This window comes from Pandoraea sp. NE5 (genome assembly GCF_024363545.1).
Taxonomy (GTDB): Bacteria; Pseudomonadota; Gammaproteobacteria; order Burkholderiales; family Burkholderiaceae; genus Pandoraea; species Pandoraea cepalis.
Window position 1 is genome coordinate 3599159 of sequence record NZ_AP025517.1, and the last position, 22385, is coordinate 3621543.

Sequence of the window (22385 nt, forward strand, 5' to 3'; positions counted from 1 at the left end):
CGGGCTCGCCAGCTTCCTATCGTGTGAAGATTGTGCACCGGCTTGGGGCGGCGTGGGGCATGGCGTGGGGATTCTGCGAGGCCGACTTTGCAGTCATGCTGCAAATGCATAAACCTGCTTGACCATTTTGCTGCAAACCGGTAATGTTGCCAGTTCGCAATATCTGTGATTGTCTCAATATCGGCACGCCTATCCGGGGTGTCCATCATTCAGACGCGCAGCTTGAGCCCGAACCACAAGTTCGCGGGGAGAGCACCCGATCAAAATTTTTGCCGAAACTTTGAAAGGTCGACGATGAATATGCCAAGCGCGGAATTCTCCGAGGCGGAAGCTACACGCCACCAAAATACTTCCGAAGACATGATTGGCGCCGAGATTCTCGTGCGCTCGCTTCAGGAAGAAGGGGTCGAACATCTGTGGGGTTATCCCGGCGGTTCGGTTCTCTACATCTACGACGAACTCTACAAGCAGGACAAGATCCAGCACATCCTGGTGCGCCATGAGCAAGCCGCCGTGCATGCGGCCGACGCTTATTCGCGCTCCACCGACAAGGTCGGCGTGTGTCTCGTGACGTCCGGCCCCGGCGTGACCAATGCGGTCACCGGGATTGCCACGGCGTACATGGATTCGATCCCGCTCGTCATCATCACCGGGCAGGTGCCCACGGCCGCCATCGGCCAGGACGCCTTCCAGGAATGCGACACGGTCGGCATTACCCGCCCGTGCGTCAAGCACAACTTCCTCGTGAAGGATGTGCGCGACCTCGCCGCAACCATCAAGAAAGCCTTCTATATCGCCAAGACGGGCCGTCCGGGTCCGGTGCTGGTTGATATTCCGAAGGACGTGTCCAAGGCGCGCTGCCGCTTCGACTATCCGAAGTCGGTGTCGCTGCGCTCGTACAATCCGGTCACGAAGGGGCACTCGGGCCAGATCCGCAAGGCGATGAGCCTGCTGCTCTCGGCCAAGCGTCCCTATATCTATACGGGCGGCGGCATCATTCTGGCCGACGCGTCGAAGGAACTGAACCAGTTCTGCGACCTGCTCGGCTATCCGGTGACCAACACGCTCATGGGCCTGGGCGGGTATCGTGCGAGCGATCCCAAGTTCCTCGGCATGCTGGGCATGCACGGCACCTACGAAGCGAACATGGCCATGCAGCACTGCGACGTGCTCATCGCCATCGGCGCGCGCTTCGACGACCGTGTGATCGGCAATCCGGAACACTTCTCCGAGCGTGCGCGCAAGATCATTCACGTCGATATCGACCCGTCGTCGATTTCCAAGCGTGTGAAGGTCGATATCCCGATCGTCGGCGACGTGAAGGAAGTGCTGCGCGAGATGATCGAAAACCTGCAAACCGCGGAGCAGGGCCCGGACGCCGGGGCGCTGGCCGACTGGTGGAAGCAGATCGAGGAATGGCGCTCGCGCGATTGCCTCGCGTTCGATCGCCAGAGCGAAATCATCAAGCCGCAACATGTGGTCGAGACGTACTGGAAGCTCACCGACGGCGAAGCCTTCGTGTGCTCGGACGTCGGCCAGCACCAGATGTGGGCGGCGCAGTACTACCGCTTCAACAAGCCGCGCCGCTGGATCAACTCGGGCGGCCTGGGCACGATGGGCTTCGGCCTGCCGGCGGCCATGGGCGTGAAGATGGCGCACCCGGATGCCGAAGTCGCCTGTATCACCGGCGAAGGCTCGATCCAGATGTGCATCCAGGAACTCTCGACGTGCCTGCAATACCGCACGCCGATCAAGATCCTGTCGCTCAACAACCGCTATCTGGGCATGGTTCGCCAGTGGCAGCAGATCGAATACAGCAAGCGCTACTCCAGTTCGTACATGGACGCGCTGCCCGACTTCGTGAAGCTTGCCGAGGCGTACGGTCATGTGGGCATTCGCATCGAGAAGTCGTCGGACGTCGAGCCCGCACTGCGCGAGGCGTTGCGCCTGAAGGATCGTACGGTATTCATGGATTTCCAAACGGATCCCACCGAAAACGTCTGGCCGATGGTCCAGGCGGGCAAGGGCATCAGCGAGATGCTGCTCGGTTCGGAAGATCTGTAAGCCGAGGCGCGCGCCGACAGTCGCCGCCGGTCAGGCCGGCGCGGGCGCGACGTCCCCACACTAGGACAATCCGGGATACACCATGAGGCATATTATTTCTGTTTTGCTCGAGAACGAGCCGGGCGCGCTGTCGCGTGTGGTCGGCCTGTTTTCGGCGCGTGGCTACAATATCGAGACCCTCACCGTCGCGCCGACCGAAGATCGGTCGCTCTCGCGCATGACGGTGGTCACGACGGGCTCCGACGACGTGATCGAACAGATCACCAAGCACCTGAACCGGCTCATCGAGGTGGTGAAGGTGGTCGATCTGACCGAAGGGGCGCATATCGAACGTGAGCTGATGCTCATCAAGGTGCGCGCCGTGGGCAAGGAGCGAGAAGAGATGAAGCGGATGTCGGATATTTTCCGCGGCCGCATCATTGACGTTACTGAAAAGACCTATACGATCGAACTGACCGGGAATTCGTCGAAACTCGACGCCTTCATCGACGGGCTCGATCGTACGGCGATTCTCGAGACGGTTCGTACCGGTGGCTCGGGCATCGGGCGCGGTGAGCGCATCCTGAAAGTCTGATCGGTAGCGGCAACGCGGTAAGCGGATTTCGATCCATTCTGATTTGAGTAATTTTTTGGCATTACGGGACAATTCCAAATGAAAGTTTTCTACGACAAAGACGCCGACCTCTCCCTCATCAAGGGCAAGCAAGTGACGATCATCGGCTATGGCTCGCAAGGCCATGCCCACGCCCAGAACCTGAAGGACAGCGGTGTGAACGTGACGGTCGGTCTGCGCAAGAATGGCGCTTCGTGGAACAAGGCGGTCGGCGCCGGCCTGAACACCAAGGAAGTGGCGGAAGCCGTGAAGTCGGCCGACATCGTCATGATGCTGCTGCCGGACGAGCAGATCGGCGACGTGTACAAGAACGAAGTGCATGGCAACATCAAGGAAGGCGCCGCCCTGGCCTTCGCGCACGGCTTCAACGTGCATTACGGCTGCGTGATTCCGCGTGCTGACCTCGACGTCATCATGATCGCCCCGAAGGCCCCGGGCCACACGGTGCGCTCGACGTACTCGCAAGGCGGCGGCGTGCCCCACCTGATCGCCGTGGCACAGGACAAGTCGGGCGCCGCGCGCGACATCGCCCTGTCGTACGCTGCCGCAAACGGCGGCGGCCGTGCCGGCATCATCGAAACGAACTTCCGCGAAGAAACGGAAACCGACCTGTTCGGCGAGCAAGCCGTGCTGTGCGGCGGTACCGTCGAGCTGATCAAGGCCGGTTTCGAAACGCTGGTCGAAGCCGGTTATGCGCCGGAAATGGCCTACTTCGAGTGCCTGCACGAACTCAAGCTGATCGTCGACCTGATCTATGAAGGCGGCATCGCCAACATGAACTACTCGATCTCGAACAACGCCGAGTACGGTGAGTACGTCACCGGCCCGCGCGTCGTGACCGAAGAGACGAAGAAGGCGATGAAGCAGTGCCTGACCGATATCCAGACCGGCGAGTACGCCAAGTCGTTCATCCTGGAAAACAAGGCGGGTGCCCCGACCCTGATCTCGCGTCGTCGCATCACGGCCGAGCACCAAATCGAGCAAGTGGGCGGCAAGCTGCGGGCAATGATGCCGTGGATCGCCAAGAACAAGCTCGTCGACCAGTCGAAGAACTAAGTACGACGCGCCGCAAGATGCGTACGCCCGGCAGCGTGTGGGCGTCCACTGGCGGCGCACGGCAGGCGGCTTGGGCGCGTCAAGCGCATCGCGCGTTTGAGCGCCGGAACCGCCGCGCCTGGCCGTCCGTTTTGCTGTAGCTGTCGCTATGGCAAGGCGGACGGCTTTTTTCGTTTCCTCTCCCCCCCGCATCGACCGTGAACTGACATCGTGGCACCTCGATGTGGCCGGCTTTGCGGTGGCGACGCCGATCGGTCGATTGGGGAAAAAGTGTCGCCGCGCCGCGCGCATTGCTACAATGCCGCCACGTCACGGTTTGGCCCAACGCAGGCCGACCCGCTCACTTAACCGTTTTACCAAGGACGCGAGTTCAATCGCATGAATTATCCTCACCCGATCATTGCCCGCGAGGGCTGGCCCTTCCTGGGTATCGCCGTCGCCGTGGCGCTCGTCGTGCACTTCATGGCCGGCGTGCTGTGGGCCGCGCCGTTCTGGGTGATCGCCCTGTTTGTCCTGCAGTTCTTCCGGGATCCGCCGCGACAGGTGCCGCAGCAGGCCGGCGCCGTACTTTCGCCCGCCGACGGACGCATCGTGGCCATCGAAACCACGCAAGATCCGTACGCTGGTCGTGAAGCGTTGAAGATCAGCGTGTTCATGAACGTTTTCAACGTGCACTCGAATCGTGCCCCGGTTGACGGCACGGTGACCAAGGTGGAATATTTCCCGGGACGTTTCTTCAACGCCGATCTCGACAAGGCATCGCTCGAAAACGAGCGCAATGCGCTGGTGATCGACGTGGGGGGGCAGATCGTCACGAGCGTGCAGGTCGCAGGACTCATCGCGCGCCGGATTTTGTGCTACGTGAAGGTGGGCGATACGCTTTCGCGCGGTCAGCGTTACGGTTTCATTCGTTTCGGTTCGCGGGTCGACGTGTACCTGCCGCTGGGCTCGCGTCCGCGCGTGACCATCGGCGAGAAGGTGTCGGCCACCTCGACGATCCTCGCCGAGCTGTAAGCCACTCGAGCCCACGGACCACGGCCGTGTGCGGCGGCGCGACTTCCTGTCGTGCGTCACCGTGTCGCGGCCTGCAACGGCTTTCGCTTCTTGCGTTCCAATCGCGGTGATCCGATGCGGGATCGCCCGCTGTCATAGCATCGTCAGGGAGGTCCGCATGCCGGAAAACCATCGCGGCCGCTTGCGCAATAATGTCGGGCATCTTTCGGCGTTCAGCCGTCACAACCATTCATCCGCAGAGCCATTGATGAACGAAGACCACGACCACGGTGTGGAGGACGATCTGCCGGTGCGCCCGCGCAATCGCGGCATCTACCTGTTGCCGAACGCCTTTACGACCGCCGCGCTGTTCTGCGGCTTCTTCGCGATCGTGCAGGCCATGAACGATCGTTTCGAGCAGGCCGCCATCGCGATCTTCTTCGCCATGGTGCTCGATGGCATGGACGGGCGTGTGGCGCGTATGACCAACACGCAGAGCGCGTTCGGCGAGCAATACGATTCGCTCTCGGACATGACCTCGTTCGGCGTAGCGCCGGCGTTGGTGATGTACGAATGGATTCTCCATGAGATCGGCAAGTGGGGCTGGCTCGCCGCGTTCGTCTACGTGGCCTGCGCGGCTTTGCGGCTGGCGCGCTTCAATACGAACATCGGCGTGGTCGACAAGCGCTTCTTCCAGGGCTTGGCGAGTCCGGCGGCCGCGGCGCTTATTGCCGGTTTCGTGTGGATTACGATCGACAACAAATTACCGGTCAACGTTTTCTGGATGCCCTGGGTGGCGTTCGGGCTGACGATTTACGCGGGGATGTCGATGGTATCGAATGCGCCGTTCTATAGCGGCAAGGCGCTCGATGTGCGCCAGCGGGTGTCGTTCGGCGTGGTGCTGCTCTTCATGGTCGGCTTCATTCTCGTGTCGTCCGACCCGCCGCTGGTGCTCTTCGGCATGTTCTGCCTGTACAGCGTTTCCGGCTATGTGCTCTGGGCCTTCCGCTTTCTAAAGGGGCGCCGGCAGCGCATTTTCGGCGACGTCGACGAATAACGGTGGCAAAACAAGGGGCGTCTCGGTGCGCCCCTTGTCACATTCGCCTGTCAGGCTTGCCGGGCGATCGTTTGCGGTGCGATGTTGTAGTCTTGCGAATGCAGGCCGGAAGTTTCCCCTGGCCCGGGCAGGTCGTGGCAACGCTGAGCCGACCCGGTGCCGTTTCCATGGTTCGACGTGACGAAGGAGCAAGCATGGGCATTCTGGACTTTGTGAAAGAAGCCGGCGAGGCATTGTTGGGCGGCCAGGCGCAAGCCGCAGAGGCGCCCGCGCCGGGGCCTGACGCGGACGAAGCCAACCGCAACGCGGCCGACGCCATCGAGGCGTACATCAAGACGCAGAACCTCGACGCGACCGGCCTGACCGTCACGTTCGACGGCGCATCGCGCACGGTGACGGTGTTCGGCGTGGCCCCGGATCAAGCGACCAAGGAAAAGATCCTGCTGTGCTGCGGCAACGTGAAGGGTGTCGAGAAGGTAGACGACCGGATGTCGGTGTCGACGGCGTCGGCCGAGGCGACGTTTCACACCGTGGAGAAGGGCGATACCTTGTCGGCGATCTCGAAGAAGGTCTATGGTGACGCCAACCGATACAACGCCATTTTCGAGGCCAACAAGCCGATGCTCTCCAGCCCGGACCGAATCTATCCGGGACAGGTGCTGCGCATTCCAGTGGCCTGATCGTCGTTTGTCTCGTGATATCCAGCCCGGCGCCGTGCCGGGCTGTTCATGGGGGGGAGCAGGCAGGATCGCGGGCTCGCGGGCGCCTGTCTGCATGCGGCTTGCGGCCCGCGCCGCGCGTTGCGAAATCACCCGATTGCGACTATATTGGCGCTCATGATTTCAGGCGCCACCCCGGCTTCGGACCTTCCTCTCGCACCGCCAACGCTATGCCATTCCCCCGTTCGCGGGCCGGCCATGCCTGCGCGCGTCGCGCGCTGATTTCCTCCCGGTAGTTGCCCGCCCGTCCGACGATCCGTCCGCCCGTGTTGCCTGCTGCGTGAGCACAGTGTCGTGGGCGGCCAGGCGTCCTTCGGCTTGCGACTGCGCCGCCCCCGGACATCTAGAACGAACTGAACCCTACAAGATCCCCACTGGAGAAAGTCATGGCCGACAAGCTGATCATTTTCGATACGACCTTGCGCGACGGTGAACAGTCGCCCGGCGCGTCGATGACGCGCGATGAGAAGATTCGCATCGCCCGTCAGCTGGAGCGTCTGCGCGTGGACGTGATCGAAGCCGGCTTCGCCGCCAGCTCGAACGGCGACTTCGAGGCCATCCGGGCCATTGCCGGCATCATCAAGGACAGTACCGTCTGCTCGCTTGCGCGTGCCAACGATCGCGATATCGCCCGCGCCGCCGAGGCCCTCAAGGGCGCGAACTCGTCGCGTATCCATACGTTCATCGCCACGTCGCCGCTGCACATGGAGAAGAAGCTGCGCATGAGCCCGGATCAGGTGCTCGAGCAGGCGAAACTCGCCGTGCGATATGCGCGTCAGTTCACCGACAATATCGAATTCTCACCGGAAGACGGCAGCCGCTCCGAGCTGGATTTCCTTTGCCGCGTGCTGGAAGCCGTCATCAACGAAGGCGCGACGACCATCAACGTGGCCGATACCGTGGGTTACGGCGTGCCGGAACTTTACGGCCAGCTCGTACGCACGCTGCGCGAGCGTGTGCCGAATTCGGACAAGGCGGTCTGGTCGGTGCACTGCCACAACGATCTGGGCATGGCCGTCGCGAACTCGCTGGCGGGGGTGCAGTTGGGGGGCGCGCGTCAGATCGAATGCACGATCAACGGTCTGGGCGAGCGCGCGGGCAATACGGCACTCGAAGAAGTCGTGATGGCGATCAAGACCCGCAAGGATTACTTCGGTCTGGAGCTCGGCATCGATACGACGCAAATTGTGCCGGCCTCGAAGCTCGTCTCGCAGATCACCGGCTTCAGCGTTCAGCCGAACAAGGCGGTGGTGGGCGCCAACGCGTTTGCGCACGCCTCGGGCATCCACCAGGACGGCGTGCTCAAGGCGCGCGACACCTACGAGATCATGCGGGCGGAAGATGTGGGCTGGACCGCCAACAAGATCGTGCTCGGCAAGCTCTCGGGCCGCAACGCCTTCAAGCAGCGCCTTCAGGAGCTGGGCATCGAGATGGCGTCGGAGCAGGACGTGAATGCCGCGTTCGCTCGCTTCAAGGAACTGGCTGACCAGAAGGCTGAAATCTTCGACGAGGACATTCTGGCGATCGTCTCGAATGAAGCGCAGGCCGACAGCAGCGAGCATTTCCATCTCGTGTCGATGGCGCAACATTCCGAGACGGGCGAGCGCCCGAGCGCCCGCGTGGTCTTCACCGCGCAGGGTAAGGAACTCACGGGAGACGCCGAGGGTAACGGCCCGGTCGACGCCGTGCTCAATGCCATCGAATCGCAGGTGCAAAGCGGCGCCGAGCAACTGCTGTATTCGGTGAACGCGATCACGACGGGTACGCAATCGCAGGGTGAGGTGACGGTGCGACTGTCGAAGGGCGGGCGCATCGTGAATGGCGTGGGCACAGATCCCGATATCGTCGCGGCGTCTGCCAAGGCGTATCTGTCGGCGCTCAACAAGTTGTATTCGAAGGCCGAGAAGCTCAACCCGCAACTGACGCCGTAAGCGAGGGCGCACTGGCGCCGTTGACGACCGATCCATGGCACGACACGCCCGCCTCCGGACATCCGGCAAGCGGGCGTTTTGCTGTTGGTGGGGCTCGAAATGCGATCAGAACAGGTCGTGATCGAACTTCTCGTGTAGCGGATCGGGGCTGATCTGGGTCGTCTTGACGATGCCGTCCGCATCGAAATAGAAGTTCATCATCGAGTACCAGACGTCGTCCTGCTTGAAGCGATAAGTCCAGACTTCGCGCTTCATGAGGGGGAAGTACGACGTTTCGACCGGTTCGCCGAAGTGATGCAGCACGTCGGTTTTCGTCCACTTGTCGATCTCGACCTTGTTGAACTCCGGCATCGAGAGCACTTGCGCGGTACCCAGCAGGCGGCCTTGAGCGTCGAAATCGGCGGCGATCGTCTCTTCGCCGAACGGCTTGGTCGGATAGAGCCAGCGCGTCACGCCGGGGGTGAGCGGATAGACTTCCCTGGGTTTGCCCAGCCTTGCTTGCACCTCGGCCTGCGAGGCGTTGGGGGAAATGGTTTGCCACGGGGGCGTGTAGCAGGCGCTCAGCGATAGCGCGAGTGCACCGCCCAGGAGCCAGCGCAGTGCCGCGGCGGGGCGTGAAGCGCCGGGCAAGGCGGCGGCGGTGTTCGGGGGGGCGATGCCCGCGCGCGCCCGAGTCGAATCAGTCATGAATGGCCTCGCGTCAGAGGAAGACGGCCGCAGAGCGGCATGTCGATAGCATACCGCCGTGTCGCGCGTTCCGGGGTGGGGCGGCTTGCCGGGGGCGGGTGGGGGCGTTATGATTCGCGCCGACACAGTCTCAGAGGCCTCGATGAAAGTTCATGACTTGCTGGCGCGCTTGAGCGCGGTGTTGTGCGCCGCTGGCTTGCTGGCCGCGACCAGCCTTGCCCACGCGGCACCGCCGATCCGGCTGGCGCTCATCGAGGGGATGAGCGGTCCCTTCGGCAATGCGGGCGCCATGGTCGAGCGCAATTTGCGGTTCGCGATCGAACGCGTGAATGCGCGCGGTGGGGTGAAGTTGCGCGACGGCGCCCATCCGTTCGAGTTGACGGTGTTCGACAGCAAGGGCGGCGTCGAAGACAGCCTGGTGCAACTCAAGGCTGCCGGCGATTTGGGCATCCCATTCGTCTTCCAAGGCAACAGTTCGGCCGTTGCGTCGGCGTTGATCGATGCCATCAACAAACGCAATGCGCGCGATCCCGGGCAGCGCATGCTGTTCTTCAATTACTCGGCCGTCGACACGGCGCTCACCAACGAGCAGTGCAGTTTCTGGCATTTCGCCTTCGACGCCAATGCCGCCATGCGCATGCAGGCGTTGACCGAGGCCATCAAACAAGATCCGAGCATCCAGAAGGTCTACCTGCTCAACCAGGACTACAGCTTTGGCCGGCAGGTCGCCGGGCTCGCCCGACAGATGATTGGCGCCAAGCGCCCGGACGTGCAGATCGTGGGTGAGCAGTTCAGCCCGGTGGGGCGCGTGAAGGACTTCACGCCCTATCTTGCGCGCATTCGCGCGGCAGGTGCCGATACGGTGGTGACGGGGAGTTGGGGCAACGACCTGACCTTGCTCGTCAAGGCCGCACGCGAACAGGGGATGGAGCTCAAGTTCTACACGTTCTATGGCAACGCCCTCGGCGCGCCGGCAGCACTGGGCGAGGCCGGGGTTGGCCGCGTGTATGCCGTGGCCGAATGGCACCCGAACGTGGGCGGCGAGGCGTCGGATGCGTTCTACAAGGCGTTCCGTGCGCGTTATCCGGAGGCGCGCGACGACTATGCGCTGCTGCGCATGAGCGTGATGATCGACATGATCGCCGCGGCGCTCGAGCAGGCCGGCACCACCGATGTGACGACCGTGGCGCGGGCGCTGCAGAACCGCCGGATTCGCGAGGCGCCGGTCGACGCATGGATGCGTCCGAACGACCACCAGCTGATCGAGCCGTTGTACGTGTCGGTCATGCGCCGCGCGGGCGAGCCGGGGGTGAAGTTCGACAACGAGGGCTCGGGCTTTGGGTTCAAGACAGTGCTCGAGCTGCCCGCCAATAAGGTGGCATTGCCCAGTACTTGCCGGATGGCCCGCCAGCGGTGAATGGCCGGGAAGGGCAGAAGGGCTGGCGTGACGGGAAAAATAATTGGTCGAAATTTTCCGGATAATCCGTTGAAATTGTCCGGATTATTTGGTGGAGCGCCCGGTTTTCAGCGCTCAAGCCGTTCGCTCGGCCCCGTCTGAGGCGGCGTGGCGAGGAAAAGTATGGCATCCGGGAGGCAACTCCCGTATAATCGCGCACTTGCAGTTTTGTTTATGTGCGGCAATGCCGCGCATGTTTTTGTAAGTTCACGGCACGGCCATTCTTCCGTGACCGCGTGTATCCAAAGGAAAGCAAATGACTACCGCAATGACCAAGAAGTCGGACGTCGTGGCGCAATTCGCCCGTGCCGCTAACGATACCGGCTCCCCCGAAGTGCAAGTTGCGCTGCTCACCACGCGCATCAACGAACTGACGCCGCACTTTAAGGCGCACATGAAGGATCACCACAGCCGCCGCGGTCTGCTGCGCATGGTGAGCCGTCGCCGCAAGCTGCTCGATTACCTCAAGGGCAAGGACGCAGATCGTTACCGCGCCCTGATCGAGAAGCTGGGCCTGCGTAAGTAAGCGATTGCGATTACGACGAGATGCCTGTATCAGCGTGCTGATGCAGGCATTTTGTTTTTGGGCGCTCCCTGACGGATGTCCTGAGGATGTCCGGCCGGTCGCGTACCTCACCGTTGGGCTGGGTTCTCCCCGGTTCCAGCAGTTCCTGTAGTTCCCACTTTATGGGGCCTCGTCGATAAGCAGGGCTTGTGTCATTCCAGCGTCGCCCGAGCGATGCCAATGCCTACGCGCCAAGGTGCCGGGCAACGCTGGAATGGCATAACACTCCCCCCTGCGAGGCGTCGGGATCACCCCGGCAGCGATATCGCGCCGCTGCTGCATTCGCGCGATTCGATATAGGAGTGCAAATGTTCAATAAAGTCGTCAAGTCTTTCCAATGGGGACAAAACACGGTTCGCATGGAGACGGGTGAGATTGCTCGCCAGGCATCCGGTGCCGTGCTCGTCGACATGGACGATACGGTCGTGCTGGCCACGGTCGTGGGTGCGAAGAGCGCCAAGTCGGGGCAGGATTTCTTCCCGCTGACCGTCGACTATCTGGAAAAGACTTACGCCGCCGGCAAGATCCCGGGTGGCTTCTTCAAGCGTGAAGGCCGTCCGTCGGAAAACGAAACGCTGACGTCGCGCCTGATCGACCGCCCGATCCGCCCGCTCTTCCCGGAAGGCTTCTACAACGAAGTCCAGGTGGTTGTGCAGGTCGTTTCGCTGAACCCGGAAGTGCCGGCGGATATCCCGGCCCTGATCGGCGCATCGGCAGCGCTGTCGATCTCCGGTCTGCCGTTCAACGGCCCGGTAGGCGCTGCGCGCGTGGCCTACGTCGACGGTCAGTACGTGCTGAATCCGTCGCGTGAGCAGATCGCCCAGTCGAAGCTCGACCTCGTCGTTGCCGGTACGGAGCAAGCCGTGCTGATGGTCGAATCGGAAGCGAAAGAGCTGCCGGAAGACGTGATGCTGGGCGCCGTGGTGTTCGGTCACGATCAAATGCAAACGGCGATCAACGCCATTCACGATCTGGTGCGCGACGCAGGCAAGGCCGAGTGGGATTGGGCCCCGGCCGCGAAGAATGAAGCGCTGATCGCACAGGTGTCGGCACTGGCGGACGCCTCGCTGCGCGCCGCTTACCAGACGCGCGAAAAGCAAGCGCGTACGCAACAACTGCGCGCCGTGACCAGCGACGTGATCGCCAAGCTGGGCGAAGCGGCGAGCGCCAAGGGCGAAGCCGCGCCGGACAGTATCGAAGTGGGCAACATCCTGTTCGATCTGGAAGCCAAGATCGTGCGTAGCCAGATTCTGGCTGGCGAGCCGCGTATCGACGGCCGCGACACGCGCACCGTGCGCCCGATCTCGATCCGCACCGGCGTGCTGCCGCGTGCCCACGGTTCGGCGCTGTTCACGCGTGGCGAAACGCAGGCCCTCGTGGTGGCCACGCTCGGCACCAAGAGCGACGAGCAGATCATCGACGCGCTGCAAGGCGAGTACCGCGATCGCTTCATGCTGCACTACAACTTCCCGCCGTTCTCGACGGGTGAAACGGGTCGCGTGGGTTCGCCCAAGCGCCGCGAAATCGGTCACGGCCGTCTGGCCAAGCGCGCTTTGGTGGCGTGCCTGCCGGGCGCCGACGATTTCGGTTACACCGTGCGTGTGGTGTCGGAAATCACCGAATCGAACGGTTCGTCGTCGATGGCGTCGGTGTGCGGTGGCAGCCTCGCCATGCTGGACGCCGGTGTGCCGCTGACGGCGCCGGTCGCCGGTATCGCGATGGGCCTGATCCTCGAAGGCAACAAGTTTGCCGTGCTGACCGATATTCTCGGCGACGAAGATCACCTGGGCGACATGGACTTCAAGGTGGCGGGTACGTCGAACGGCGTCACCGCACTGCAGATGGACATCAAGATCCAGGGCATCACGAAGGAAATCATGCAGGTCGCCCTGGCGCAAGCCAAGGAAGGCCGTCTGCATATTCTTGACAAGATGGCGCAAGCGCAGTCGGGCGTGCGTACGGAACTGTCGGAATTCGCGCCGCGCATGGTCACCATCAAGATCAACCCGGAAAAGATCCGTGACGTGATCGGCAAGGGCGGTTCGGTGATCCGCGCACTGACGGAAGAAACCGGCACGAGCATCGATATCTCGGACGACGGCGTGGTGACGATTGCCAGCCCGAGCGCCGAAGGCATTGCGGAAGCGAAGCGCCGCATCGAGCTGATCACCGTGGAAGTCGAAGTGGGCCAGGTGTACGACGGTACCGTGCTGAAGCTGCTCGAGTTCGGCGCGATCGTGTCGGTGCTGCCGGGTAAGGATGGTCTGCTGCACATCTCCGAAATCGCCAACGAGCGTATCAAGGACATCAACGAGTACCTCAAGGAAGGCCAGGCGGTGCGCGTGAAGGTGATCCAGCAGGACGACAAGGGTCGTCTGCGTCTGTCGCACAAGGCGCTGACGGACGAAGAAAAGCAGGGTAGCCCGGCGCTGGTCAAGCGCGAAGGCGACGCTCAGTAATTCCGATGTCGGTATGAGGCTTGGCGGCGCGCGTTGGTGCGTCGCTGTGCCAAAGAAAACGGCGACGCTTGCGCGTCGCCGTTTTTTTATCCATCGCACGGATCGGCAAAATAATGCGGAAAAAATGCGAGAAGGGTATTTACAGAAAATGGGTTTGTCTTTAGAATCTCACTTCTCTGTTCGGGGGGTATAGCTCAGCTGGGAGAGCGCTTGCATGGCATGCAAGAGGTCAGCGGTTCGATCCCGCTTACCTCCACCACGGATTCCGAAGCTTGATTTTCAGGCGCATCGAACAAGCAAGATTCTTGCGAAAACGATGCAAATCACTTGAAAATAAAGCTTCACAATCGAAGAAATGTTGTTTAGAATAGCGTTCTTCGCGAAATGCAGTAAAGCGAAACAGACAAGATTGTGACGATTTTGTCCCCTTCGTCTAGAGGCCTAGGACATCACCCTTTCACGGTGAGTACAGGGGTTCGAATCCCCTAGGGGACGCCAGAATTGGTGCCGGTAGCGAGTCGGTATCAGTTTAAAATGCCACGCAGTTGGTGGCGTAAAGCCCGCTGGAAGTTTGGCGGGTTTTTTTGTCGGTTTTGGAGCGGTAGTTCAGTTGGTTAGAATACCGGCCTGTCACGCCGGGGGTCGCGGGTTCGAGCCCCGTCCGCTCCGCCAAAACCTACGCAGTTCGGCAATCTGCGCGTAACAACGCTGCAGTGTCGAATCGCTGGCAGGAAAGCAAAGTGAATCACATCACGATGCTGCAGCAAGTTTGGAGCGGTAGTTCAGTTGGTTAGAATACCGGCCTGTCACGCCGGGGGTCGCGGGTTCGAGCCCCGTCCGCTCCGCCAAACGAAGAAAGCCCAGGCTAATGCCTGGGCTTTTTTTTGTCGTTCGACGTTCATGATTTCGAGTCCTGCAACGGGGCTTTCGGGGCGTTTCGATACCATTTTCTCCCGATGGCTGTCGCCCTGAAAGTGTGTGCGGATTTTTCGCGCAATTTCTTGAAGATGTGCAAATAGTGCGCATCGATGATGGGCGTTGATCGCGCGCGGTAATCTGTCGGGCCGTGGTGATGTTCCGAGTCGGCCCGAGGCGTGTGCGTTCAGCCTTTGACGCGTACGATCCAGCGCAGATAGAGCAGCAAGCCGACGGCGGCGACCGCCAGGCTCGCGCTGTTGGCGAACCAGAATCCTGCGGCGCCATGCAGCCACGCCGGGGACAGCCCGCCGACGTCGAAGCCCAACACATAACCGCCCCCCAGTCCGACACCCCAGAGCGATACGGCATAGATGACGGTCGGGATCACCGCAACCTTCCATGCGCGCAACACGAAGACGGCACTCACCTGCAAGGCGTCGAATACGTGATAGCCGGCGACGATGGCGAGTAATGGCGTCGCGACCGCCGCGACCAGCGGATCCGACGTATAAGCTGCCAGAACCCACGGCCGGCAGAGTCCCATGACGCTCGCCAGCAACACGCCCAGCAGGCCAGCAAACTCGACGCCGCGGCGCCCGACCCGGCGCGCCAAGCGAAAGTCGCGCTTGCCGATGGCCTGTGCGGTGAGCGTCGCCGTCGCAATCGCAATCGACATCGGCAGCATATACATAAGCGCGCCGAGGTTCGCGGCAATCTGGTGACCGGCGAGCGTCACGTCGCCCAGGCGAGCAATGAAGATGGCCATGAACGAGAACGCCGTCACTTCGATCAGGTAGCTCAGTCCCATGGGTATGCCGAGCTTGAGCAGCGCACGAATCGCCGGCCAGTGCGGCCAGCAGAATCGGGAAAAGGTGGCGAAGGCACGCAACTTCGCGTGACGTGCCATCAGTGTGAGTCCGAGCGCACATGAGACCCAGTTGATGGCGGTCGTGGCAATGGCGCAGCCGGTGCTGCCGAGCGCTGGAATACCCAGCCGTTCGATGCCGTAAATCAGTGCCAGATTCAGCGGGACTTTCAAGGTCAGTCCCGTGACCTGAATGGCCATGACGATGCGGGGCTGCGCCACGGCGGTGGACAGCGAGGAGTACACACGAAAGAGCAGCGCGGCGGGCAGGCCGAACGCGAGCATCTGGAGATAGGCGCTCGCGCGCGCTTCGAGTTCGGGGGATGCTTCGGAGAGTCGCAGAATGAACTGCGGATGCGATAGCAGCAGGACACCCGGCACGGCGAGAAACCCGGCGAGCCAGAACGCCTGCCGCACTTCCTCGCCGATGCTTTCGCGCTCTCCTGCCCCGAAGCGTTGCGCGGCGATCGGGGAGAGCGCCACGAGCACGCCCATCAGGCCGACATACACCGTGATGTAGATCGACCCACCGAGTGCGAGCGATGCGAGATCGAACGCCGAGGCGCGACCGACCATTGCCGTGTCCATCACCCCGAAGGCGATGACGGCCAACTGGCCGATGAGCACCGGCCAGGCCAGTTCGGCAATGCGTTTGATGTCGTGCCACATGGCGTTGCGTGAGCGTCGCTAGGGATGGGGGATGGGGTTAGCGCGGACGCGCCCCGCGCCGCCCCGGACGCTCCTGCAATACATAAAGGCGGAAGCGCTCGTCGCGGTCGGCCGCGCGGCGGCCTTCCCAGAGCTGGCGCCATTCGTAGGGCGCCAGCGACAACGGTTCGCTGTAGTCCTGCGAGTCTTGACGCAGCAGCACGTCGCAATCGTCGTTGGCCGTGCCGAAGCGCATCTTGCCGAAGTAGGCGAACGACGCGAGCTGCGCGTCGCCGACGCGAGCCGTGCGAATGCACGTGTAATCGGCGGGGAGATGGGCGGCGATCTGTGCGGCCACGTCGCGATAGGTTCTGCCGTAGTTCACGACGGGCAGCCACAGCGTCATGAGCAATACCCACATGAGGGTTGTGCCGCCAGACGACAGCACCACGCTGCGCCACAGGACTTTCGGGCTGCGCGACACGCGCCACGCCACCAGTGCGACCCAGGCGCCGGTCACGATCAGGGCGCTGATCAGCGTGACCCAGCTGAACTCGGGGGCGAAGCCCGGGACCAGGCGTCGCAGATTGCGCGCCGTGGAGGCCGGAAAACCGGTGATGCCGGCGAGCCAGACGATCCAGACGAAGCCTGCCAGCACGGTGAACGACAGCACGGCGAACCAATCGATGGCGTTGACCGTGCCGCGCTTGAGCGTGGGCAGGCCGAAGGCGGCGATGATCGACAGCGCGGGCAGCGCCAGCATGAAGAGCTGATTGCCCTGATGCGCCTGCAGCACGATCAGCACAAGAATCACGACGGCAAAGGCAAGCGCAATCGCGATGTGGGGCGCGCGTCGCATGCCGCGCCACGAGTAAAGCGACCACGCGGCAAGCGGCCATGCGGGCCAGGCAAACAGCGCCAGGTTCTTGGCGATGTAGCTCAGCGAGGCGAGCGTCGGGCCGCTGAAGGTGTCCATGCCGATATCCGTCCACTCGCCGAGCCATTGGCGTGCGCCGCTGGCAAACTTGAGCGCCGCTAGCGGCCACGTGCAGGCAATGAGCAGCGTCACCGGCGTGGAGATCAGCAGTAGCATGCGCAAGGGCAGGGCGCGGCAGACAATGGCAGCGGCAATGCCTGCGAACCAGAGCGAGAGCGTCATCAGCGGCGAGGACGCGAGCGCCATGCCGCCCAGGGCGAGGCCGAACCAGACGGCGCCCTGACGCGGCTTGTCGAGGCTGCGCACGAGGCCGTAAATCGCCATCGAGATAAGCGTGAGCTGTCCGACGGCGGCCGTTGTCTCGTGTCCACGCTCGGCCAGCCCGAAGCAGGCCAGCAGAATCAACAGGGCGCCGTCCGCGAGCGTGCGTCCATAGTCGCGCGGTTCTGGCTCGCCACCAAAGGCGTATTTGAACGGTTGCACTTCGGGGCGGCGACCGAGCAGATAGGTGCCGTACCAGATGAACGTGCAGGTCGCGTAGAAGCACAGCCCGGTGACAATGCGCGCGGCGTCGGGGGCGTCGAGCCACGAGAAGGCGCGTATGGCGAGCGCACCGAGCCACGAGACGAGCGGGCCGGTGTCGTAAATGGGTTTGCCCGCGATGTTCGGCAGCAGCCAGTCGGACAAGTGACCGTGTGCCATCGTCCACATGACGCCGAAACCTGCGGCGTCTTCGTTTTTCCACGGATCGCGACCGAACAACCCCGCCAGCACATAGATGACACAAATGGCGATCAACAGCGAACGCGGTAGCGCGCTGGTGGCGGAGGCGGTGATGCGAACTCGTTTCATAGGCCGGACGACAGGATCGGCACGGCGGCCGGATCGGGGAGACTCAGAGGGCGAGCCGGAACGGGCTCGAAGGTGAAACTCGGGGTGCTGCTCAGGGTAAAACCAAGGGAAAACTCGGGCAAATCGGAAAAGCCGACAGTATGACAGTAAGCCGTGCGGTGGCGCAGACCAGACCCAAGAAAAAAGGGCAGCCTGAGCTGCCCCTTTCCAATGCTTTCCACAACGCCGGGGTGTTGCCCCAAGGTGCTGGCCCGCCAGTCTCTGCCGGGCCCCGCAGCGCGTTGTGTGGCGCGTCGCCGATAAAACTTAGGCGATCTTGCCGCCGGCGCGGTTGCCGAACTTCTGGCGGAACTTGTCGACGCGGCCAGCCGTGTCCATGATGCGCTGTTCGCCGGTGTAGAAGTTGTGCGAAGCCGACGACGTTTCGATCTTCACGAGCGGGTAGCTCTTGCCATCCTTCTCGGCCGTTTCCTTGGTGTGGATCGTCGAGCGGGTGATGAATTCGAAGTCGACGCCGGGCGTCATGTCGCGGAACAGGACTTCGCGGTATTCGGGGTGAATGCCTTCTTTCATGATGTACCTTGGGTTAAGTCGGTAGCCAGTCTGCGCGGGAGGAGGTTCGCCCGAGGTTTGTTACCCCGGGAGGCACCCCGTTGGCCCGCTAACGCCATCGTCGTCATGCGACGGGAGGGACGTCAACCACTTTCCGGGTGAGTAAAACGCGCATTATGCCATGAAAACAATGACTTTCGCAAAGTTTTCACGGGTCGCCGGCGGGCGTGGATGCCGCTGTGCCGGGCGCGGCGTCGCCAGTGCCGGCGCTCACCGCCGGATCTTGCAGGAAATAGCGCGAGAACAGCGCGTACAAGGCGGGATAGGCGTCGCGAAAGGCCTCCGGGGCCACAAAGAACGCCTCGGCGCAGACGGCGAAGAACTCCGATTCGTGTTCGGTGGCGTAGGGGTCGAGCAGCGACGACGAGGCAAACGCTTCCCAGTGGGCATCGGGAACGTTGGACACATCGTGGCAGAACGCCTCGTACGCGGGATCGAAGACATCGCACCAGGCTTCGGGCGTGAGGTCGCCATGCACGCGCCGCAGCATCGGCGGCACGCCGTCGGCTTCGCCGCCTTCCATGTCGATCTTGTGGACGAACTCGTGAATTACCACGTTGTACGCCAGGACATCGCTCGCTTGCACATCCTGCCATGACAGAACGACAGGCCCGCCTTCCCACGCCTCGCCGCTCGCCTCCTGAGCGATGTCGTGCACGACGCCGGCTTCGTCCTGCACGGTTTTGCGAATCAGGAACTCGCCGGGATACAGCACGATGCCCGTCCAACCGCGATACAGCGCGCTCGGCAAATTGAGAATCGGCAGGCAGGCTTGCGCGGCCACCGAGACACACATCGCTTCGGTCAACGGCAGGTCGTGCGCCGTCGAAAAGTGTTTGCGGCCCAGGAAATCGGTCGCGAGGGCGCGCAGCTTGTCGAGGTCGGCCGCGCTGCGGCGTGTCAGGAATGGCAGGGCGCCGACGACTTCGCGCCAGACGGCATCGTCGATCGTGGGGCGTGTGTGGGCGCGTCGGAGGCGGGCGAGCAGGGTTCGGAGCATGAGGAGCGAAGTCGGATGATTTGACGCAGTCGCGGTGAATCTCAGGGGAGGGCCTTTGAGCACCGATGGCGTACCGATGCCAATTTAACTGCTTTTGCGCCGCCGCAACGAGCGTGCCACACAGCGCGGCGGCGGTGCTCAGTCGGGCAGCACCTTGCCCGGATTCATTAGCCCGAGCGGGTCGAAGGCCGTCTTCAGCGTGCGCATCAGTGCGAGTTCGACCGGCGACTTGTAATGCGCCGAGGCGTCGCGTTTGAGTTGCCCGAGGCCGTGCTCCGCGCTGATGGTGCCGTGATGGGCATGCACGCTGTCATGCACGGCGGCGGTGACCGCCGTCTGATGCCGATGAAGGAATTGGGCGGGATCGACGCCTTCGGGCGCCATCACGTTGTAGTGCAGATTCCCGTCGCCCAAATGGCCGAAGGTGACCATGCGGGCACCGGGCGCCACGCGCTGCACGATCGGGTCGGTGGCTTTGAGAAACGCGGGCACCCGGGATACCGGCACCGCGATGTCGTGCTTGATGTTGAGCCCCGTGGCCGACTGCGCCAGCGGAATGCTCTCGCGCAAGTGCCATAGCGCATTCGATTGCGCCAGGCTGTTCGCGACAATGGCGTCGTGCACGATACCCTGATCGACGGCCGCGTTCAGCAAGCGCTCCAGCAGATCGCGCGCATGCGCTTCACTCTCGTTGTCCGAGAGTTCAAGCAGCACGGTCTGGGCATGAGGTTGCGCGAACGGATAACGCTGCTGCGGGAAGATTTGCGCTACGAGTTGGAGGCAGAAGTGGGACATCAACTCGAAGCCCGTGAGCAGCGGACCTGCCATGCGTTGCGCCAGATTCAGAAGGGCCAGGGCGTGCGCGGGGCTTTCCAGAGCGGCGAGCGCCGTCATGCGCGCCACGGGTTGTGCGAAGAGCTTGAGTGTTGCCGCGGTAATCAGCCCGAGCGTGCCTTCCGCGCCGATGAAAAGATCGCGAAGATCGTAGCCGGTGTTGTCCTTGCGCAGCCCGCGCAAGCCATCCCACAGTTCGCCTTGCGGCGTGACCACCTCGAGGCCGAGGCACAGTTCGCGCGTATTGCCGTATCGCAACACGGCGGTGCCGCCGGCATTCGTCGCGAGATTGCCACCGATCGTGCAACTGCCCTCGGCGGCCAGGCTCAGCGGGAAGAGGCGCTCCGCGCTGGCGGCCGCCGCCTGCACGTTCGCGAGCAGGCAGCCGGCCTCGGCAGTCAGGGTCATGTTCTCGGCATCCACCTGTCGGATGCGATCGAGACGGCGCAAGCTGATGAGCACCTGACGCCCGCTCGTGTCGGGTGTCGCGCCGCCGGCGAGGCCCGTGTTGCCGCCTTGCGGCACCATCGGCACGCCGTGCCGGACACAAAGGCGCACGAGGGCGGCGACCTGTGCGGCGTCGGCGGGGCGAAGCACGGCGAGGGCGCGTCCGGTATAGCGTTTGCGTTGATCGGTGAGGTAGGCGTCCGTGTCGGCGGCCTCGAGCAGAACGTGGTCACGGCCCAGCAGGTCACGGCACGCGGTGAGGAAGGAGGAGTCGTTCATGTCAGGGGGCGTCACACGATTCGCGCGATCCAAGGTTGGGTAACGCTGAGTCTCGAGGGCAGGCGCTAACGCGCGGCTGCGGCACGGGCTTTCGCGGCTCGCTTGAAGGGCCGCAGATAAAAGATCGTCGAGAAGAAGAAGACGACGGACAGCGCCGTCTCGATCCACGCGAGCGAGGCCGATGCCCCCGTGTCCGTCATGCCGCGCACGACGCCTTCGGCAAGAAACAGCAGGATGAACATGCTGGACCACTGCAGCGTATACAGGTTGCCGCGCAGCACGCCGCGCAGCGGCAGCAGCAACAGCAACGCCTTGAGGACCAGCCACGAGCCACCGGGACGCAGCGGCGCGAGCCATAACTCCCAGGCGAGCGACAGTGCAATCAACGCCAGCAGGCTCGTCACACTGATCAGGCGCAGCCCGCGAGCCCCGCCGGAGGCGGCGGGCATCGGCGGTGGCGTGCGTGGGGGCTGCGCGGGCGCACGCCGGGCATCGGTGTTTTGGGGCATGTCGGGCGGTGTAGCAGTCATGGGCTTGTCGTGATGGCCGGCGTTACTGCGGGAGCGCCCATCGCCACGCGCCGGGGGCGGCGTGTGGCGCGGCGCAAACCCTCATTCTGCCAGCTTGCGCGCGGCGCGGGCGAGTCGTGCGCCGAGCGCCGACGCCAACTGACGTTCGTCGGCCGAGAGCGGATTGCCGTCATGCGCGAAATGGGTGGCGCCGTAGGGCGAGCCGCCGGTGCGTGTGCTGGAGAGCGCGGGTTCGGAGTAGGGCAGCCCCATCAGCAACATGCCATGGTGCAGCAACGGGATCATCATCGACAGCAGCGTGCTTTCCTGGCCGCCATGCAGGCTGGCGCTCGACGTGAACACGCAGCCCGGTTTCCCGGCCAGGGCGCCCGAGAGCCACTGCGGCGTGGTGCCGTCGAGAAAGTATTTCAGCGCGGACGCCATGTTGCCGAAGCGGGTCGGCGACCCAAGCGCGAGTCCCGCGCATTCTTCCAGATCGCGCAATTCGACGTAGGGCGGGCCGCTGTCGGGAATGTCCGGTGCGCTCGCTTCACATACCGTGGAAACGGCGGGGACGGTGCGCACGCGCGCTTGCGCGCCGGGCACGCTGTCGATGCCGGCTGCGATGCATTGGGCGAGTTGTGCCGTGGTGCCGTGGCGGCTGTAGTACAGGACGAGGATTTCAGTCATGAAGTCGAATCGGCGGGTCGGTGGTGGCGGGCAGATTGATGTCGGGGCGTCGACTCGAGGTAGCGAGATCAAGCGGTCTGGCTGCGCGTTGTGTCGTTGCAGGTCGCCCCGGTTGTCGGGAACGCCTGCGTCAGACGTAATGCGGAAAACCTGCCCGAGCCTTGGGCCTTGGGTGAAAGCCGGGTGGAGAAGGA

General features: G+C 63.1%; 18 protein-coding genes and 4 tRNA genes. 14 read left to right on the forward strand and 8 right to left on the reverse strand.

What is annotated here, in order from left to right; genetic code table 11:
• Positions 1-294 precede the first annotated feature (294 nt).
• From PanNE5_RS16455 to PanNE5_RS16485, 7 genes are all read left to right on the forward strand, one after another.
• A complete protein-coding gene (locus PanNE5_RS16455; protein ID WP_150564840.1) occupies positions 295-2064 on the forward strand; it encodes an acetolactate synthase 3 catalytic subunit in 1770 nt (589 codons plus the stop codon).
• 82 nt (positions 2065-2146) lie between these two features.
• Positions 2147-2638, forward strand: a complete 492-nt coding sequence (ilvN, locus tag PanNE5_RS16460) for an acetolactate synthase small subunit (protein WP_026131822.1) — start codon at positions 2147-2149, stop codon at positions 2636-2638.
• Between the two features lie 78 nt (positions 2639-2716).
• Positions 2717-3733, forward strand: coding sequence for a ketol-acid reductoisomerase (ilvC, locus tag PanNE5_RS16465; protein WP_017233287.1), 1017 nt, complete (start codon positions 2717-2719; stop codon positions 3731-3733).
• A gap of 378 nt (positions 3734-4111) precedes the next feature.
• Complete coding sequence (locus PanNE5_RS16470) at positions 4112-4747, forward strand: phosphatidylserine decarboxylase (RefSeq protein ID WP_026131823.1); 636 nt, start codon at positions 4112-4114, stop codon at positions 4745-4747.
• A 157-nt stretch (positions 4748-4904) separates the two neighbouring features.
• Positions 4905-5783: a CDP-diacylglycerol--serine O-phosphatidyltransferase gene (pssA, locus tag PanNE5_RS16475; RefSeq protein WP_410007538.1), complete on the forward strand. Its 879-nt coding sequence runs from the start codon at positions 4905-4907 to the stop codon at positions 5781-5783.
• Between the two features lie 194 nt (positions 5784-5977).
• A complete protein-coding gene (gene lysM / locus PanNE5_RS16480) occupies positions 5978-6463 on the forward strand; it encodes a peptidoglycan-binding protein LysM (protein WP_017233290.1) in 486 nt (161 codons plus the stop codon).
• Between the two features lie 425 nt (positions 6464-6888).
• Positions 6889-8433 carry a 2-isopropylmalate synthase gene (locus PanNE5_RS16485; protein WP_261938416.1) on the forward strand — a complete coding sequence of 515 codons (1545 nt, stop codon included), beginning with the start codon at positions 6889-6891 and terminating at the stop codon, positions 8431-8433.
• Positions 8434-8538: 105 nt separating this feature from the next.
• Here the strand turns inward: PanNE5_RS16485 and PanNE5_RS16490 are convergent, their stop codons facing one another.
• Positions 8539-9120, reverse strand: coding sequence for a hypothetical protein (locus PanNE5_RS16490; protein ID WP_261938417.1), 582 nt, complete (start codon positions 9118-9120; stop codon positions 8539-8541).
• Between the two features lie 142 nt (positions 9121-9262).
• Here PanNE5_RS16490 and PanNE5_RS16495 point away from each other — a divergent pair, with 142 nt between their 5' ends.
• From PanNE5_RS16495 to PanNE5_RS16525, 7 genes are all read left to right on the forward strand, one after another.
• On the forward strand, positions 9263-10537 hold the full coding sequence (locus PanNE5_RS16495) for a branched-chain amino acid ABC transporter substrate-binding protein (RefSeq protein ID WP_261938418.1): 1275 nt from the start codon (positions 9263-9265) through the stop codon (positions 10535-10537).
• 295 nt (positions 10538-10832) lie between these two features.
• Complete coding sequence (rpsO, locus tag PanNE5_RS16500; RefSeq protein ID WP_017233294.1) at positions 10833-11102, forward strand: 30S ribosomal protein S15; 270 nt, start codon at positions 10833-10835, stop codon at positions 11100-11102.
• 341 nt (positions 11103-11443) lie between these two features.
• On the forward strand, positions 11444-13600 hold the full coding sequence (gene pnp, locus PanNE5_RS16505; protein WP_026131825.1) for a polyribonucleotide nucleotidyltransferase: 2157 nt from the start codon (positions 11444-11446) through the stop codon (positions 13598-13600).
• Positions 13601-13783: 183 nt separating this feature from the next.
• Positions 13784-13859: transfer RNA gene (locus PanNE5_RS16510), tRNA-Ala, on the forward strand.
• Between the two features lie 163 nt (positions 13860-14022).
• Positions 14023-14098 (forward strand) — tRNA-Glu (locus PanNE5_RS16515).
• A gap of 97 nt (positions 14099-14195) precedes the next feature.
• Positions 14196-14272 (forward strand) — tRNA-Asp (locus tag PanNE5_RS16520).
• A gap of 99 nt (positions 14273-14371) precedes the next feature.
• Positions 14372-14448 (forward strand) — tRNA-Asp (locus PanNE5_RS16525).
• Positions 14449-14702: 254 nt separating this feature from the next.
• On the opposite strand, the gene PanNE5_RS16530 is transcribed toward PanNE5_RS16525, so the two are convergent.
• From PanNE5_RS16530 to wrbA, 7 genes are all read right to left on the reverse strand, one after another.
• Entirely contained in the window at positions 14703-16052 is a 1350-nt protein-coding gene (locus tag PanNE5_RS16530) for an MATE family efflux transporter (RefSeq protein WP_261938419.1), read from the reverse strand.
• Between the two features lie 37 nt (positions 16053-16089).
• On the reverse strand, positions 16090-17820 hold the full coding sequence (locus PanNE5_RS16535; RefSeq protein ID WP_017233298.1) for an ArnT family glycosyltransferase: 1731 nt from the start codon (positions 17818-17820) through the stop codon (positions 16090-16092).
• Positions 17821-18126: 306 nt separating this feature from the next.
• Positions 18127-18393, reverse strand: a complete 267-nt coding sequence (locus PanNE5_RS16540; RefSeq protein WP_017233299.1) for a type B 50S ribosomal protein L31 — start codon at positions 18391-18393, stop codon at positions 18127-18129.
• Positions 18394-18580: 187 nt separating this feature from the next.
• Entirely contained in the window at positions 18581-19432 is an 852-nt protein-coding gene (locus PanNE5_RS16545) for a zinc-dependent peptidase (RefSeq protein WP_017233300.1), read from the reverse strand.
• Between the two features lie 138 nt (positions 19433-19570).
• On the reverse strand, positions 19571-20992 hold the full coding sequence (locus PanNE5_RS16550) for an FAD-binding oxidoreductase (protein WP_017233301.1): 1422 nt from the start codon (positions 20990-20992) through the stop codon (positions 19571-19573).
• Positions 20993-21057: 65 nt separating this feature from the next.
• The gene (locus tag PanNE5_RS16555) at positions 21058-21441 is read right to left on the reverse strand and encodes a DUF2069 domain-containing protein (protein ID WP_150564575.1); all 384 of its coding nucleotides are present in this window, start codon (positions 21439-21441) and stop codon (positions 21058-21060) included.
• A gap of 162 nt (positions 21442-21603) precedes the next feature.
• A complete protein-coding gene (gene wrbA / locus PanNE5_RS16560) occupies positions 21604-22191 on the reverse strand; it encodes an NAD(P)H:quinone oxidoreductase (RefSeq protein WP_261938420.1) in 588 nt (195 codons plus the stop codon).
• Positions 22192-22385: the final 194 nt, after the last annotated feature.

Bases quoted from the DNA above. Each gene is read 5' to 3' on its own strand.
- PanNE5_RS16455 (WP_150564840.1), top strand. From the start codon at position 295: ATGAATATGCCAAGCGCGGAATTCTCCGAGGCGGAAGCTACACGCCAC.
- ilvN (WP_026131822.1), top strand. From the start codon at position 2,147: ATGAGGCATATTATTTCTGTTTTGCTCGAGAACGAGCCGGGCGCGCTG.
- ilvC (WP_017233287.1), top strand. From the start codon at position 2,717: ATGAAAGTTTTCTACGACAAAGACGCCGACCTCTCCCTCATCAAGGGC.
- PanNE5_RS16470 (WP_026131823.1), top strand. From the start codon at position 4,112: ATGAATTATCCTCACCCGATCATTGCCCGCGAGGGCTGGCCCTTCCTG.
- pssA (WP_410007538.1), top strand. From the start codon at position 4,905: ATGCCGGAAAACCATCGCGGCCGCTTGCGCAATAATGTCGGGCATCTT.
- lysM (WP_017233290.1), top strand. From the start codon at position 5,978: ATGGGCATTCTGGACTTTGTGAAAGAAGCCGGCGAGGCATTGTTGGGC.
- PanNE5_RS16485 (WP_261938416.1), top strand. From the start codon at position 6,889: ATGGCCGACAAGCTGATCATTTTCGATACGACCTTGCGCGACGGTGAA.
- PanNE5_RS16490 (WP_261938417.1), bottom strand. From the start codon at position 9,120: ATGACTGATTCGACTCGGGCGCGCGCGGGCATCGCCCCCCCGAACACC.
- PanNE5_RS16495 (WP_261938418.1), top strand. From the start codon at position 9,263: ATGAAAGTTCATGACTTGCTGGCGCGCTTGAGCGCGGTGTTGTGCGCC.
- rpsO (WP_017233294.1), top strand. From the start codon at position 10,833: ATGACTACCGCAATGACCAAGAAGTCGGACGTCGTGGCGCAATTCGCC.
- PanNE5_RS16530 (WP_261938419.1), bottom strand. From the start codon at position 16,052: ATGTGGCACGACATCAAACGCATTGCCGAACTGGCCTGGCCGGTGCTC.
- PanNE5_RS16535 (WP_017233298.1), bottom strand. From the start codon at position 17,820: ATGAAACGAGTTCGCATCACCGCCTCCGCCACCAGCGCGCTACCGCGT.
- PanNE5_RS16540 (WP_017233299.1), bottom strand. From the start codon at position 18,393: ATGAAAGAAGGCATTCACCCCGAATACCGCGAAGTCCTGTTCCGCGAC.
- PanNE5_RS16545 (WP_017233300.1), bottom strand. From the start codon at position 19,432: ATGCTCCGAACCCTGCTCGCCCGCCTCCGACGCGCCCACACACGCCCC.
- PanNE5_RS16550 (WP_017233301.1), bottom strand. From the start codon at position 20,992: ATGAACGACTCCTCCTTCCTCACCGCGTGCCGTGACCTGCTGGGCCGT.
- PanNE5_RS16555 (WP_150564575.1), bottom strand. From the start codon at position 21,441: ATGCCCGCCGCCTCCGGCGGGGCTCGCGGGCTGCGCCTGATCAGTGTG.
- wrbA (WP_261938420.1), bottom strand. From the start codon at position 22,191: ATGACTGAAATCCTCGTCCTGTACTACAGCCGCCACGGCACCACGGCA.